The organism is Streptomyces sp. NPDC087420, from assembly GCF_044744165.1.
In the GTDB taxonomy this organism is placed as follows: Bacteria; Actinomycetota; Actinomycetes; order Streptomycetales; family Streptomycetaceae; genus Streptomyces.
The window spans coordinates 172,056-185,978 of sequence record NZ_JBIUXU010000012.1; the positions used below are offsets into that span (position 1 = coordinate 172,056).

Annotated in this window: 11 protein-coding genes and 1 tRNA gene; 5 read left to right on the plus strand and 7 right to left on the minus strand. The window is 68.8% G+C overall.

Going from position 1 to position 13,923, the window contains the following annotated elements; all coding sequences use genetic code 11:
- Nucleotides 1–12 precede the first annotated feature (12 nt).
- The gene (locus ACIO1C_RS25355) at nt 13–1,068 is read left to right on the plus strand and encodes a sugar phosphate isomerase/epimerase family protein (protein ID WP_401867137.1); all 1,056 of its coding nucleotides are present in this window, start codon (nt 13–15) and stop codon (nt 1,066–1,068) included.
- A gap of 104 nt (nt 1,069–1,172) precedes the next feature.
- On the opposite strand, the gene ACIO1C_RS25360 is transcribed toward ACIO1C_RS25355, so the two are convergent.
- The 5 genes from ACIO1C_RS25360 to ACIO1C_RS25380 form a co-directional block, all read right to left on the minus strand.
- Nucleotides 1,173–2,585, minus strand: coding sequence for an OFA family MFS transporter (locus ACIO1C_RS25360; RefSeq protein ID WP_401867139.1), 1,413 nt, complete (start codon nt 2,583–2,585; stop codon nt 1,173–1,175).
- 1 nt (nt 2,586) lies between these two features.
- A complete protein-coding gene (locus ACIO1C_RS25365; protein WP_401867141.1) occupies nt 2,587–3,972 on the minus strand; it encodes an OFA family MFS transporter in 1,386 nt (461 codons plus the stop codon).
- Between the two features lie 121 nt (nt 3,973–4,093).
- Nucleotides 4,094–6,232 carry an acetate--CoA ligase family protein gene (locus ACIO1C_RS25370; RefSeq protein WP_401867143.1) on the minus strand — a complete coding sequence of 713 codons (2,139 nt, stop codon included), beginning with the start codon at nt 6,230–6,232 and terminating at the stop codon, nt 4,094–4,096.
- 2 nt (nt 6,233–6,234) lie between these two features.
- Nucleotides 6,235–7,491 carry a formyl-CoA transferase gene (gene frc / locus ACIO1C_RS25375; protein WP_401867144.1) on the minus strand — a complete coding sequence of 419 codons (1,257 nt, stop codon included), beginning with the start codon at nt 7,489–7,491 and terminating at the stop codon, nt 6,235–6,237.
- A complete protein-coding gene (locus ACIO1C_RS25380; protein ID WP_401867146.1) occupies nt 7,488–7,772 on the minus strand; it encodes a hypothetical protein in 285 nt (94 codons plus the stop codon). Before ACIO1C_RS25380 ends, frc begins: the two co-directional genes overlap by 4 nt.
- Before the next feature lie 148 nt (nt 7,773–7,920).
- Between ACIO1C_RS25380 and sucC the strand changes: the two genes are divergently transcribed.
- The 4 genes from sucC to ACIO1C_RS25400 all read left to right on the plus strand — a co-directional run bounded on the left by sucC (nt 7,921) and on the right by ACIO1C_RS25400 (nt 12,123).
- Complete coding sequence (gene sucC / locus ACIO1C_RS25385) at nt 7,921–9,054, plus strand: ADP-forming succinate--CoA ligase subunit beta (RefSeq protein WP_401867148.1); 1,134 nt, start codon at nt 7,921–7,923, stop codon at nt 9,052–9,054.
- An 11-nt stretch (nt 9,055–9,065) separates the two neighbouring features.
- A complete protein-coding gene (sucD, locus tag ACIO1C_RS25390; protein WP_401867150.1) occupies nt 9,066–9,980 on the plus strand; it encodes a succinate--CoA ligase subunit alpha in 915 nt (304 codons plus the stop codon).
- Between the two features lie 220 nt (nt 9,981–10,200).
- Complete coding sequence (locus tag ACIO1C_RS25395) at nt 10,201–11,754, plus strand: aldehyde dehydrogenase family protein (RefSeq protein ID WP_401867151.1); 1,554 nt, start codon at nt 10,201–10,203, stop codon at nt 11,752–11,754.
- A 284-nt stretch (nt 11,755–12,038) separates the two neighbouring features.
- Nucleotides 12,039–12,123, plus strand: a tRNA-Leu gene (locus tag ACIO1C_RS25400).
- 79 nt (nt 12,124–12,202) lie between these two features.
- On the opposite strand, the gene ACIO1C_RS25405 is transcribed toward ACIO1C_RS25400, so the two are convergent.
- The gene (locus ACIO1C_RS25405) at nt 12,203–12,958 is read right to left on the minus strand and encodes a hypothetical protein (protein WP_401867153.1); all 756 of its coding nucleotides are present in this window, start codon (nt 12,956–12,958) and stop codon (nt 12,203–12,205) included.
- A complete protein-coding gene (locus ACIO1C_RS25410) occupies nt 12,955–13,866 on the minus strand; it encodes a hypothetical protein (protein ID WP_401867155.1) in 912 nt (303 codons plus the stop codon). The genes ACIO1C_RS25405 and ACIO1C_RS25410 overlap by 4 nt, the downstream gene beginning before the upstream one ends.
- Nucleotides 13,867–13,923: the final 57 nt, after the last annotated feature.

The window sequence follows — 13,923 nt, forward strand, 5'->3', positions numbered from 1 at the left end:
AGGAGTTCCGCAATGAGCCGCAAGACGTCAGCCGACCCCGACCTCACCCGCGCACTCAGCAGACGCAACATGCTGGGAGTCGCGGCCGGCGCCACCGCCGCCGCCGTCCTGGGCGCCGCCGCCGCCACCCCCGCGGCGGCCCACGGCAAGGAGCACGGCCACGGCCACGGGCATGACCACGGCAAGGGCACGCCCGTCCTGCCGCCCGGCCGCCTCGGCATCCAGCTCTACTCGCTCCGCGACAAGGTTTCCTCGCTCGGCTTCGCGAAGGTCTTCGACGAACTGGAGCGGTTCGGCTACGACGAGATCGAGTACGCGGGCTACACCCAGGGCACCGGCGCCATCACCCTGCCCGAACTCAAGAAGCTCGCCAGGGACCACGGCCTCAAGGGCATCGGCAGCCACGTCAACTACTACGACAACAACAACCCCAACGCCTACAGCTTCGCCCAGAACCTCACCCAGGTCCTCGACGACGCCCAGGCCCTGGGCCTTGAGCACGTCGGCACGGCGTCGGGGCCGTTCCGCTACGGCTCCACCGTCGACGCCTGGAAGCGCGCCGCCGAGGACTTCAACACCTACGGGGCCGCAGCGCGCAGGCGCGGGATGAAGTTCTACCAGCACAACCACGCCGAGGAGTTCTCCTTCGCCACCGACCAGCCCGACGTCCGGCTGTACGACGTCCTGCTGGCGGAGACCGACCCCGACCTGGTCTTCCTGGAGATGGACATCTACTGGGCCTTCGCCGGACAGTTCCGCTTCAGCAAGACGGTCACGGGCAAGCCGCGCCCCTTCGACCCGCTGCGGTACGTCCTCAAGCAGCCCGACCGCTACCCGCTCTTCCACGTGAAGGACGGCATCGAGGACATCGCGGCCCGCGACGGCTACCGGATGGTGGACGTCGGCGACGGCGACATCGACTACAAGCGGTTCATCTCGGCGGTGAACAAGACCCGGGGCGGGCGCCGCGACCACCACTGGCAGGTCGAGCACGACCAGCCGGTGGACTCCATCGAATTCGCCCGCAAGTCGGCGGACCACCTGCACGCCCTGCGCGAAAGGCGCTGACGCCGGCGGGACCTCCCCGTAACCCGGTAAGAACCATGTGAAAACCCGCGGAGGGCGGTGCCACGCACGGCACCGCCCTCCGACGTTGGTGTGTATCGCGACGCCTACCCGCTGACAGGCACCGCGTCGTTCACCGTCTGCTTGCCCTTCGGATAACCGGGGTTGCGCAGGAAGGTCGCCAGACCCGCCGCGACCAGGGACAGTCCGCCGGCCAGGATGTAGGCACCGTCGTAGCCCCACGAGGCCACGGCCATCGAGCCGAGTCCACCTCCGAAGAGACCACTGATGACCTTGCCGCTGTAGGCGATCCCGTAGTTGGTGGCGTTGTAGTTCTCCCCGAAGTAGTCCGGCGTGAGAGCCGCGAACATCGGGTAGAACGCACCGCCGCCGAATCCGGAGATGAACGCGAACACCAGGAAGAAGACCTCGTTCTTGGTGTCACCCGCCCACAGGACACCGAACTGGGAGAGCCCGAGCACGAGGATCACGAAGATCAGCGCGTTCTTGCGGCCCCAGATGTCGGAGAGCCAGCCGACCACTCCGCGCCCGATGCCGTTGACGACGGACAGCACACCGGCCGACGAGGCGGCGACGAGCGGTCCGAAGCCCACTTCCTTGGCGAACGGCACCTGGAAGGAGATACCGAAGATGGAGACTCCGGCGGTGATCACCAGCAGCACCCAGATGAGCGGGAGCATGCCGGTCCTGAGGGCTTCCACCGGCCGGTACTGCTTCGTGGCCGGCGGGTTCTTGAGCAGACTCTGAGCGGTCTTGCTGCCCGCGGTGATCTTCAGTGGATCGATCTCGGCCGGCCACCAGTTCTGCGGCGGGTCCTTGAAGAACCAGGCGCAGGCGGCCACCACGATCAGGACGTAGATCCCGATCAGGTCGAGCACCGTGTGGAAGTTGCTCGTGTCGAAAGCGAAGTTGAAGATGAAGATGAACGGGACCGCGCCGTAGGCGAATCCGCCGTTGACGAAGCCCGTCTTCCCACCGCGTCGTTCCGGATACCACTTGCCCACCATGTTGATGCAGGTGGAGTACACCAGTCCGGAGCCGACACCTCCGAGCACACCGAATCCCAGGATGGCGCCGAAGACGCTGTCGAAGTGGGAGATGGACAGGAAGCCCAGCAGCGCGAGTCCGGAGCCGATGAACATGGCCTGGCGCGCCTTGAGGATTCCCTTCTCCCTCATCCACCCGGTCGGGAAGGAGACTCCGGCCTGGAAGAACGTCCAGACACTGAGAATCCAGAAGGTATTGCTCTGACTCCATCCGTGGGCCGCCGAGAGGGTGTCCTCCGCCGATCCGTAGGCGTACTCAAAGACGCTGATGGCCATCATCGCGGCCCATGGCAGATACACCATGAACTTGCGGGAGTGACCGAGAATCTCGCGGTCGGTCTCACCGATGCGGTAGACGCGGCCCTTGGCGTCAGTGACGTTGCGGTATCCCGGACCGCCCGCGCCGGCCTTGGTGGCCGACGCGGACGTTCCAGAGAGTGGTTCCTCTGTCATTTCAGGCTATCTCCCGGCCAATGGGGGGTGTCTTGTCGAGTGGTGCGGTGTCCGACCGTCCCGGCGCCTTGAGGAAGGTGGCGAGTACGGCCGAGGCCAGGCCAATGCTTCCGGCGATGATGAAGGCGCCCTCGTAGTCCCAGGCGGCCACCACCACTGCTCCCATGCCCGAGCCGACGAGGCCCGAGATGAGCTTGGAGCTGTAGACCATGCCGTAGTTGGAAGCGTTGTTGTTCTCCCCGAAGTAGTCCGCCGTCATCGCCGCGAAGAGCGGGAAGATCGCGCCGCCTCCGAAGCCGGAGACCATCGAGCAGAACAGGAAGAAGGGCATGCTGCCCATGGTTCCGGAGACCAGCACGCCGAACTGGGCGCTGCCGAGAACCAGACACACGATGATCAGGGTGTTACGGCGTCCGTACTTGTCGGAGATCCAGCCGATCACACCACGACCCGTGCCGTTGACTATTGCCTTGAGCGACATCGCGGTGGCCACGATCCCGCCCGCGAACCCCATGTCCTTGCCGAAGGGCACCTGGAACGCGATTCCGAAGATGTTGATCCCAGCGGTGCAGAGCAGGCAGAACCACATCATCCACAGGACAGGAACGCGTGCGGCTTCACGCGGCGTGTACTGCTTGATGGCCGGCGGGTTCTTCTCCATGGCGCGGCGGACCCGGGGGTCCTCCGACGTCTTGAGCGGGTCCGCGCCCTTCGGCCACCAGAACTTGGGCGGGTCCTTGAAGAACCAGCCGGCCGAGGCGACGATGAGGCAGCAGATCACACCGACACTGACGAGCACGGTCTTGTAGTTCGTCAGGTCCATGTACGAGGTGAAGAGGAAGACGAACGGCACGGAGCCGTAAGCGAAACCGCCGTTGACGAGGCCGGTCTTGCCGCCCTTCCGCTCCGGGTACCACTTGCCGACCATGTTCACGCAGGTCGCGTAGACAAGTCCGGCACCGATACCGCTGAACATCCCGAAGCCGATGTACGCCACGATCACGTGCGGCGCGTAGGCCAGGGACAGGTAGCCCAGCAGGGTACCGAGAGCACCGAGCATCATCGCGTACCTGGCGGGGAGCTTGCCGCTCTCACGGAGCTGTCCCGCCGGGAAGGCCACGGCCGCCTGGAAGAAGATCCAGACACCCATGAGCCAGAAGATGTGCCCGCTGTTCCAGAGGTGTGCCTCGTGGAGGGTGTCCTCCGCCGAGGTGAACGCGTACTCCGACGAACTGATGCCCATCATTCCCAGCCATGGGAAGAGCACCATTGTCCATCGTGGACGGCCCATGATGTCGCGGTCGGTCTCACCGATCCGGTACACCCGGCCGTTGTGATCCGTCACCTCCTTGAAAGGTACGGCTGTGGTGATCTGAGTGGTTGTCATGTGTCTTGCTTCCCCTTGCGTCGAAAGAGCTGGCCAGCGCCCCCTGTCCAAAACCTTTCGTTGCTCGCTCGGGCTGATCAGGTCATGAATCGGCCTCCCCACGTTTCCGGTCGCCGGCGCATCAGAGCAGTCCCGCCGCTCGCGCCCACTTGTATTTCGCCCCGAGTGCCTCGACCGGCTTCTCGGTGGTATAGGGGTAGGCGACAACGCCGTGCTCGAAGAGGTACTGACTCGCCTCTTCGACTTCGACGTCGCCCGCCAGAGAAGCCACGACGGGCTTCTCGACGCCCTTCGCCCGGAACTCCGCGACCACGCGCGCGGTGAGTTCGGCGAAGACCATCGGTGGAGTGACGATCGTGTGCCAGTAGCCGAGGACCAGCGCGTGGATCCGCGGGTCCTCCAGGCCGAGCCTGATTGTCGACTCGTACGTGGACGGCGGCTCGCCCCCGGTGATGTCCACCGGGTTGCCCGCCGAGCCGAAGGGCGGGATGAACGCGCGGAACGCGGCGTCCAGGTCCTCCGGGATCGTCATGAGCGACAGACCGTTGTCCTCCACGGCGTCGGAGAGCAGCACACCCGAGCCGCCCGCGCCCGTGATGATGACGACGTTGTCGCCCCGGGGAGTGGGGAGCACCGGCAGCGCCCGCGCGAACTCCAGCAACTCGTTCAGGCCGCGCGCCCGGATGACACCGGCCTGCTTGAGGATGTCCTCGTAGACCGCGTCGTCACCGGCGAGAGCGCCGGTGTGCGAGCCGGCCGCGGCCGCGCCCGACGCCGTGCGTCCCGCCTTGAGGACCACGACCGGCTTCCTCGGCACGGTCGCGCGGGCCGCCTCGACGAAGGCCCGCCCGTCCTTGAGGTCCTCCAGGTGCATCGCCACGCAGTCCGTGTTCGGGTCCTCGCCGAACCAGGTCAGCAGGTCGTCCTCGTCGAGGTCCGCCTTGTTGCCCAGGCCGACGATGGCCGACACACCGGTCCCGGTGCTCCTGGCGAAGCCGAGGATCGCCATGCCGATGCCACCGGACTGCGAGGTCAGTGCCACGCCGCCCTTGACGTCGTACGGAGTGCAGAACGTGGCGCACAGGTTCTGCCAGGTGGAGTAGTAGCCGTAGATGTTCGGGCCGAGGACACGGACCCCGTACCGCTCTCCCACGGACACGACCTCGGCCTGGAGGCCGTGCTCACCGGCCTCGGCGAAGCCGGACGGGATCAGGACCGCGTTCGGTATCCCCATACGGCCGACTTCTTCCAGAGCGGCGGCGACAGATTTCGCGGGGATCGCGAAGATCGCCACATCCGGCTCACCCGGAACATCCATGACGCTCTTGTACGCCTTGCGGCCGAGAATGTCATCGGTCCTGGGATTCACCGGATGGATCTCGCCGGGAAATCCGCCGTCGACGAGATTCCGCATGACCGAGTTGCCGATCTTGCCGGATTCGCCGGACGCCCCGATCACCACCACCGAGGACGGCTGCATGAGACGCCGCATCGAGGTGAGGATCGCCTCCCGGCCGTACGTCCTGCGGGGGACGGCGACCTCCGGGTCGAGGAGGACCCGGACGTCGGCCGCCATCACACCGTTCGCCGAGGCGAAGACGGGGTTGAGGTCGATCTCCCGGATCTCGGGGAAGTCGGCCGCGAGCCGGGACACCTTCACCACGAGCCCCGCGAGGGCCTCCCGGTCGACGCCGGCGGCGCCGCGTACCCCGCGCAGGATCTCCGCGGCGCGGATGCCGTCGAGCATCGACAGCGCCTCGTCGTGGGTGACCGGCGCGAGCCGGAAGGTGACGTCCTTGAGGACCTCCACCAGCACCCCGCCGAGACCGAAGGCGACGATCTTGCCGAAGGCCGGGTCGGTGACGGTGCCGATGAGCACCTCGGTGCCGGCCGGCACCATCTGCTGCACCTGCACCCCGAGGATCCGGGCCGCCGGGTCGTACGCCCTGGCGTTGGAGACGATCGAGGTGAACGCCTCCCGTACCCCGGCCGCCGACGTCACCCCGATCCGCACCCCCCCTGCGTCCGTCTTGTGCAGGATCTCGGGGGAGACGATCTTCATGGCGACGGGGAAACCGAGCCGGTCGGCGATCCTGACCGCGTCCGAGGCGTCCTCGGCGAGTGCCTCGCCGGGGGTGGGGATGCCGTAGGCGTCCGTGAGGGCTTTGCCCTCCGGTGCGGTCAGTGCCGTACGTCCCTCGGCGAGGGCGGCGTCCAGGAGGGCACGTACGGCCCCCTGGTTCGGTTCTGTGGTGCCCATCGCTATATGACCCCGTTCGACTTGAGCAGGCGCAGTTCCTCGACGTCCAGGCCCAGCTCGCCGGCGTACACCTCTTCGTTGTGTTCGCCGAGCAGCGGGGAGGTGACCATGTCGACGGGGGAGTCGGACAGCTTCAGCGGGCTCCCGACCGTGGTGAACGAGCCGCGCTCGGGGTGGGGGACCTCGACGACCATGTCGTTGGCCGCCAGGGAGGCGTCCTCGATGATCTCCTTGGTGGAGAGGATCGGGCCGCACGGGATGTTGTGGGCGTTGAGCTTCTCCAGCACCTCCCACTTGGGGATGGTGGAGGTCCACTCCTCGATGAGCTGGAACATCTTGCTCAGCTTGGGCAGCCGGGCCTCGGGGGTCGCCCACTCGGGGTCGTCCGCCAGCTCGGGCCGGCCGATCATCGCGGTGAGGGGCTTCCAGCCGACCGGCTGCACGATCACGTACACCCAGTCGTTCGGACCGCCGGGCGCGGTCCTGACGGCCCAGCCGGGCTGTCCGCCGCCGCTCGCGTTGCCGCTGCGGGGGACGTCGTCGGCGAAGTCCTCGTTCGGGTACTCGGCGAGCGGACCGCTCGCGAGCCGCTGCTGGTCGCGGAGCTTCACCCGGCACAGGTTGAGCACGGCGTGCTGCATCGCGACGTTGACCCGCTGGCCGCGGCCGGTGGCCTCACGCTGGTAGAGCGCGGCCAGGATGCCGGCGACGGCGTGGATGCCGGTGCCCGAGTCGCCGATCTGGGCCCCGGTCGCCAGCGGCGGACCGTCCTCGAACCCGGTGGTGGACATGGACCCGCCCATGGCCTGGGCGACCACTTCGTACGCCTTGAAGTTCGTGTACGGGCCTTCGCCGAAGCCCTTGATCGAGGCGTAGATGATCCGCGGGTTGATCTCCTGGATCTTCTCCCAGGTGAATCCCATGCGGTCGATCGCGCCGGGGCCGAAGTTCTCGACCATGATGTCGGAGCGGCGGATGAGTTCCGTGAGGATCTCCTTGCCGCGCGGTGTCTTGGTGTTGAGGGTGACGCTGCGCTTGTTGCAGTTGAGCATGGTGAAGTACAGCGAGTCGACATCCGGGATGTCGCGCAGCTGCTTGCGGGTGATGTCGCCGGTGGGCGCCTCCACCTTCACCACGTCCGCGCCGAGCCAGCCGAGCAGCTGGGTGGCGGAGGGGCCGGACTGGACGTGGGTCATGTCCAGTACCCGGATGCCTGACAGGGCTTTCGTTCCTGGCGGTGTCTCAAGAGCCTGGGTCATCGGGGGGCTCCTCTGCTTGCCATCGTCTGGGTCGTGGTCCGGGGGGTGTTCGCCCTCGCCCCGGTCACGGGCGATTCGTAGAGCCGTACGGGAGGAGCGGTGTCCGGCGCGCACTCGTAGCACTGCCGGAACGCCGTCGACACGGTGGCGGCGCGGGTCGCGTCCTGCCTGGTCGCGGCGGACGGACTGCCGGGTCCCGCGGAGACCACCGCAGCGGTGGGCAGCGGGGCCTCGGTCGGCAAAGGACCACCGGAGTTGCGTGCCTGGCGTGTGTCGGCCATGGGCAGTCCAGTCCCTTCATAGGGGGGAGCCACTGCGCTCCCGGTACATTGCATACAGTCTACGAATACTGTATGAAGCTTGTTATCTCGCATTCGGTGGGTCATGTCCAGAGGGCGAACAGCACTTTCGCCAAAAATGGGAGCCGACATGGATCTGTATGAGCACGAGGCAAGAGAGTTGTTCGCGGACCACGGGATCGCCGTGCCGGAGGCCGAGGTGGTCGCGGCGGCGAAGGAGGCGGGCCCCGCGGCCGAACGCCTCGGGGGCCGCGTCGTCGTCAAGGCGCAAGTGAAGACCGGGGGCCGGGGCAAGGCGGGCGGGGTGAAGTTCGCGGCGGACCCCGCGGCGGCGCAATTGACCACCCGTCAGATCCTCGGCATGGACATCAAGGGCCACACGGTTCGCAAGGTCATGCTGGCCCGGCCGGTGGACATCGAGGCCGAGTACTACGTGTCGTTCGTCCTCGACCGGGCAGCCGGGGCCTTCCTCGCGATCGCCTCCGCCGAGGGCGGGATGGAGATCGAAGAGGTCGCCGCCACCCGCCCCGAGGCGGTCGCCCGGATCCATGTCGACCCCGCCGAAGGGGTCACGCCGGAGAAGGCCGCGGAGATCGCGGCGGCCGCCGGACTGCCCTCCGAGACCGCCCCGGTGATCCAAGCTCTTTACCAGGTTTTGGTGCGTGAGGACGCCGTTCTGGTCGAAGTAAACCCATTGGTACGTACATCAGATGGGCTGATTATCGCCCTCGACGGCAAGATCACCCTTGACGACAACGCGCGCTTCAGGCAAGTGCGGTGGGGCGACACCGAGAGCGATCCGGGCGACGACCCGCTGGAGGTGGCCGCCGCCGCCAAGGGCCTCAACTACGTCAAGCTCGACGGCGGGGTCGGCGTCATCGGCAACGGAGCGGGCCTGGTCATGTCCACCCTGGACGTGGTCGCCGGGTGCGGCGCCGAGCCCGCGAACTTCCTCGACATCGGGGGAGGGGCGTCCGCCCAGGTGATGGCGGACGGCCTGTCCGTCATCCTCTCCGACCCGGACGTGAAATCCGTGTTCGTCAACGTCTTCGGCGGCATCACCGCGTGCGACGCCGTCGCCGAGGGCATCGTCCAGGCCCTGGAGTCCGTACAGCTGACCAAGCCGCTCGTCGTCCGGCTCGACGGGAACAGCGCCGCCAGGGGGCGCGAGATCCTGGAGGACCGCGCGCATCCGCTCGTACAGCAGGTCACCACCATGGACGGGGCGGCCCGACAGGCCGCCGTACTGGCGAACGCCGGATAAGGAGAGACACCATGGCGATCTTCCTGACCAAGGAGAGCAAGGTCCTCGTCCAGGGCATGACCGGCGGTGAGGGCATGAAGCACACCCGCCGCATGCTCGCCGCCGGTACCGGCATCGTCGGCGGCGTCAACCCGCGCAAGGCCGGCAGGACGGTCGACTTCGAGGTCTCCGAGGGCCCGGGGAGCGGTACCCCGTTCTCCGTCCCCGTCTTCGGATCCGTCCGCGAGGGCATCGAGGCCACCGGCGCCGACGTCACCGTCGTCTTCGTCCCGCCGCCCTTCGCCAAGGCCGCCGTCATCGAGGCGGTGGACGCCGGCATCGGGCTGGCGGTGGTCATCACCGAAGGCATCCCCGTGCACGACGCGGTCGCCTTCCACGCGTACGCCAAACAGCGCGGCACCCGCATCATCGGCCCCAACTGCCCCGGCCTGATCAGCCCCGGGCAGTCCAACGTCGGCATCATCCCCGCGGACATCGCGGCCAAGCCGGGCCGGATCGGGCTCGTCTCCAAGTCCGGCACCCTGACCTACCAGTTGATGTACGAACTGCGCGAGATCGGCTTCTCCTCGGCCGTCGGCATCGGCGGCGACCCCGTCGTCGGCACCACACACATCGACTGTCTCGCCGCCTTCGAGGCCGACCCCGACACCGAGATCATCGTGCTCATCGGTGAGATCGGCGGAGACGCCGAGGAGCGGGCGGCGGCGTACATCGCCGACCACGTCACCAAGCCGGTCATCGGCTACATCGCCGGCTTCACCGCGCCCGAAGGCAAGACCATGGGTCACGCCGGGGCGATCGTCTCCGGTTCCGCGGGCACCGCGGAAGCGAAGAAGAAGGCGCTGGAAGCGGTGGGGGTACGGGTCGGCTCGACGCCGTCCGAGACGGCGAGGCTGGTCCTGGACCGGCTGGCCGTGCTCCACTGACGGAACGTGTGCGCGCCGTCACCGGCGTACCACCACCGCACCACCACGGGTCCGGCGGCCCACCACATCCCACCGGCCCGGTACCACCGCCCGACACCGTCGGGCCGACGACCACCCCGCGGTACCCATACCCGTACACGTAACTCGTGCCCGTACCCGTATACCCGCGGCATTCGTGCCGAGCCATGCACATCCCGCCTCCCTCGAGCGGAGACTCACAATGGCACCTACCTCTGTCCCCAACCTCCAACTCAAGCCCGGAACGGCCTGGTCCGACGCGTGGCGGCGCAGTCTCGCCGCCGCCCCCGAGGCCTTCCGCGACGACCGCGTGCTCAATCTGTGGGCGTCGGCCTGGCAGACCGAAGGACGGGCCCTGCCCGCCACCAGTCCCGTCGACGGCAGCCCCATCGCGGGCCCGCCGCGACTGGACGCCGCCACCGCCCAGCAGGCCGTGCGGGCCTCGCTGGACGAACACCGCGCCTGGCGGCACGTGCCGCTGCCGGAGCGCAAGGCGCGCGTCACCGCCACACTCGACGCGCTCACCGAACACCGTGAACTGCTCGCCCTTCTCCTGGTGTGGGAGATAGGCAAGCCCTGGCGGCTCGCCCAGGCCGACGTCGACCGTGCGATCGACGGCGTGCGCTGGTACGTCGACAACGTCGACCGGATGCTGGAGGGCAGGACCCCGCTGTCGGGCCCCGTCTCCAACATCGCGAGCTGGAACTACCCGATGTCGGTCCTCGTGCACGCCATGCTCACGCAGGCGCTGGCCGGCAACGCGGTGATCGCCAAGGCACCGACCGACGGCGGGGTCGCCTGCCTGACCCTGGCCAGTGCGCTGGCCGTCCGGGAGGGCATCCCCGTCACCCTGGTCAGCGGCGGCGGCCGCGACCTCTCCGAGGCGCTCGTCCGCTCGCCGGAGATCGGCTGTGTCTCCTTCGTCGGAGGCCGGGACACCGGCGCCGACATCGCGACCCACGTCGCCGACCTGGGCAAGCGGCACGTCCTCGAACAGGAGGGCCTCAACACCTGGGGCGTCTGGAACTACAGCGACTGGGACGCGCTCAGCGCCGTCATCCCCAAGCTGTTCGACTACGGGAAGCAGCGCTGCACGGCCTACCCCCGGTTTGTCGTCCAGCGCTCGCAGTTCGCGGACTTCCTCGGGGCGTACCTCCCCGCCGTCCGCTCGATCAAGGTGGGCCACCCGCTGGCCGTCGAGCACCCGGACGACCCGCTGCCCGAGCTGGACTTCGGCCCGCTCATCAACGCGGCCAAGGCCAAGGAACTGGGCGAGCTGGTCTCCGTGGCGATCGACCGGGGAGCCGTCCCGCTGCACCACGGCTCCCTCGACCAGGGACGCTTCCTCCCCGGCCAGGACACCAGCGCGTACCTCGCGCCCGTCACCCTGCTGGGGCCGCCCCCGTCGTCCCCGCTGCACCACGCGGAACCGTTCGGCCCGGTCGACACCATCGTCCTGGTCGACACGGAGGCGGAGCTGCTGGCCGCGATGAACGCCTCGAACGGCGCGCTCGTCGCCACGCTCTCCACCGACGACCCGGCGACGTACGCCCGGCTCTCCCCGCAGATCCGCGCCTTCAAGGTCGGCCACGGGAAGCCCCGCTCACGCGGCGACCGCGACGAGCTGTTCGGCGGCTTCGGCCACTCCTGGCGGGGCGCGTTCGTCGGCGGAGAACTGCTGGTCAAGTCGGTCACGAACGGCCCCGAGGGCGAACGGTCGCCGGGCAACTTCCCGGACTACCACCTGATGCCCTGACCTCTCGCCGCCCCGATCCCCTGCCGTACGGGCCGGAAACGGACGCCCGCCCGGCAGGTCCCGGCACCGGGTGCTCCTCGGCCACCCCGAGGAGCACCCGGCGCCGCTCCAACGCGCCCGCGCGCCTCTCACGAGCCGGCGCGCCCTTTTGCGAGCCCCCGCGCCCTCTCCCCGAGTACCGGGCGCCGGATCCCTGACCACCGGATATACGGGTGAGGAGCACCTCGATCCCCTGGTATCGTTGACCCCGTCGCCGCGAGCAAGAACCCGCGGTTCGACCACTCGTCCGGGTGGCGGAATGGCAGACGCGCTAGCTTGAGGTGCTAGTGCCCTTTATCGGGCGTGGGGGTTCAAGTCCCCCCTCGGACACTCAGGATCGTCAAAGAACTCCCGGCGCGGATCCGTCCGCGCCGGGAGTTCTTTCGCGTCCGGACCGGGCGGGGCGCCGCTACGCCAGGAGGGCCACGAGCCTGTCGTGCACGCCGTCCTTGCCGTCCGCCGGCGGGGCGGGCACCACCTTCTTGGGGTCCGAGGGGTCCGGGGCAAGGGCGTGCAGCCGTCCCTCGTGGCGCGCGAGGACCAGGCTCGTACTGTCGCCCGCGATCTCCGCCGATCCCTGCGCGGTGTAGTGGGTGACCGTGAGCAGCGCGGAACGCTCGGAAGCGGTGAGTACGGCATCGGCGTCCAGCGCCGGATCGGGGTCCGCCGACGGGCCCCGGGGCAGCCATTCGGTGAGCGTGCGAAGCGCCTCGTCGAGCTTGTAGAGGCCGATCTGGTGGACGCCGAGCGCGTCGATGCGGACCATCAGGCAGATCCGCTCGGGCTGGGGGAGCAGCAGGATCCGCCACGGTTCGCCGGGGGCCGTCCCGGTCGTCCGGGCGTCAAGCACCTTGCGGGCCCGCTGCTGGAACGCCACGGCGATGCCCAGGTCCCCGCGTACCTGGACCTCTTCGCCGGAGGAGCCCGCCAGAAGCAGCTGGCGGGCCGCCAACGAGCGGACGGCCTCGGTGAGTTCGTCGTCCGACGGCCGCGCTTCGAGGAAGTCCACGATGGCGTCCACGGCGGTGAGTTCGGCGATGGTGTACGCACCGAGGAGTACGGGGCCAGTGTACACGAGATCGACCACGGCCGAGACCAGCCCCGGGGGAACGGACGCCTCGCCCGGGCCCGGCGTGGGAGCGATGTCGTGCCGGTCGTCGCTCATGACGTACCTCCTGCCTTCCACGCGCCCGCCGCGGGCGGCGGCCGCCCCTCGCGCAGCACGTCGGCGGCGACCGGGGACGGTGTCTGGGTCACCCACACCTCGGAGTTGCCGAACAGGCCCCGCCCCGCCGTGCCGGACAGCGCCTGCCCCAGCTCCCCGGCCAGGTCGGGCCGGTCGGGGGGCGGGAACCGGGCCGCCAGCTCCTGGGCGGCGGAAGTGACGTCGTCGTTCGCCTCGATCCTGCGCAGCGCCTCGGTCAGCGACCGGGCGACCGGGGCGGTCAGGGAGGTGGGCACGGCCAGGACCGGTGACAGGTACATCGGGTGCCGCTCGGTCATCCGTGACAGCCCCCAGGGACCGACGTTGCTGCCGGTGAACCGGTACACCACGTAGTCCATGAGGTGCCGGAGGTCACTCAGGCTGGGCATCTTGCTCCCGCCGAACGCGGCCGGGGTCTTCTCCAGCTGTACCCAGGTGCCCTGCGCCGTGCGCCCGTGCAGCTTCTCCCGCACCACGTGGCCGCGCATGCCGATGTCGGGGTAGAGCGTCTTGTCGATGTCACGGTGGTGGCTGGACAGCCGGGGATGACTGCCCTTGCCGGCCCGCCAGGCCTCGTACAGCCGCGGATCGTCCACCAGCACATGACCGCCGCGGAGTACGTCACGCAGTTGCGGCACCTGGAGTCCGTGCCGCTCCAGGTCGGAGAGGATCGCCGCCTCCTCCGGGCTGAGGCGTTCGGCGGCGCGCAGCAGTCCTCTGCGGTACTCGCCCGCCCGCGCGGTGATGCCGATCATGAGACGGACCCTGTCGCGCACTGTTTCGGTCCGCCGGGCGCTGACCGGGTGGGCGGCCGCCCCGTCGGTCCGCCCGGCGCCCTTGACGAACGCCGGCATGGGCTTGCGCTTCATCTGGCCAGTACAGCACGAGCGGGGAGGACGCGCAGAAGACGGAGCCTCCCGGCCGGA

Coding starts and splice junctions, on each gene's coding strand:
- ACIO1C_RS25380 (WP_401867146.1), bottom strand. CDS start 7,772: ATGGCCGACACACGCCAGGCACGCAACTCCGGTGGTCCTTTGCCGACC.
- ACIO1C_RS25405 (WP_401867153.1), bottom strand. CDS start 12,958: ATGAGCGACGACCGGCACGACATCGCTCCCACGCCGGGCCCGGGCGAG.
- sucD (WP_401867150.1), top strand. CDS start 9,066: ATGGCGATCTTCCTGACCAAGGAGAGCAAGGTCCTCGTCCAGGGCATG.
- ACIO1C_RS25360 (WP_401867139.1), bottom strand. CDS start 2,585: ATGACAGAGGAACCACTCTCTGGAACGTCCGCGTCGGCCACCAAGGCC.
- ACIO1C_RS25395 (WP_401867151.1), top strand. CDS start 10,201: ATGGCACCTACCTCTGTCCCCAACCTCCAACTCAAGCCCGGAACGGCC.
- ACIO1C_RS25370 (WP_401867143.1), bottom strand. CDS start 6,232: ATGGGCACCACAGAACCGAACCAGGGGGCCGTACGTGCCCTCCTGGAC.
- ACIO1C_RS25355 (WP_401867137.1), top strand. CDS start 13: ATGAGCCGCAAGACGTCAGCCGACCCCGACCTCACCCGCGCACTCAGC.
- ACIO1C_RS25365 (WP_401867141.1), bottom strand. CDS start 3,972: ATGACAACCACTCAGATCACCACAGCCGTACCTTTCAAGGAGGTGACG.
- frc (WP_401867144.1), bottom strand. CDS start 7,491: ATGACCCAGGCTCTTGAGACACCGCCAGGAACGAAAGCCCTGTCAGGC.
- sucC (WP_401867148.1), top strand. CDS start 7,921: ATGGATCTGTATGAGCACGAGGCAAGAGAGTTGTTCGCGGACCACGGG.
- ACIO1C_RS25410 (WP_401867155.1), bottom strand. CDS start 13,866: ATGAAGCGCAAGCCCATGCCGGCGTTCGTCAAGGGCGCCGGGCGGACC.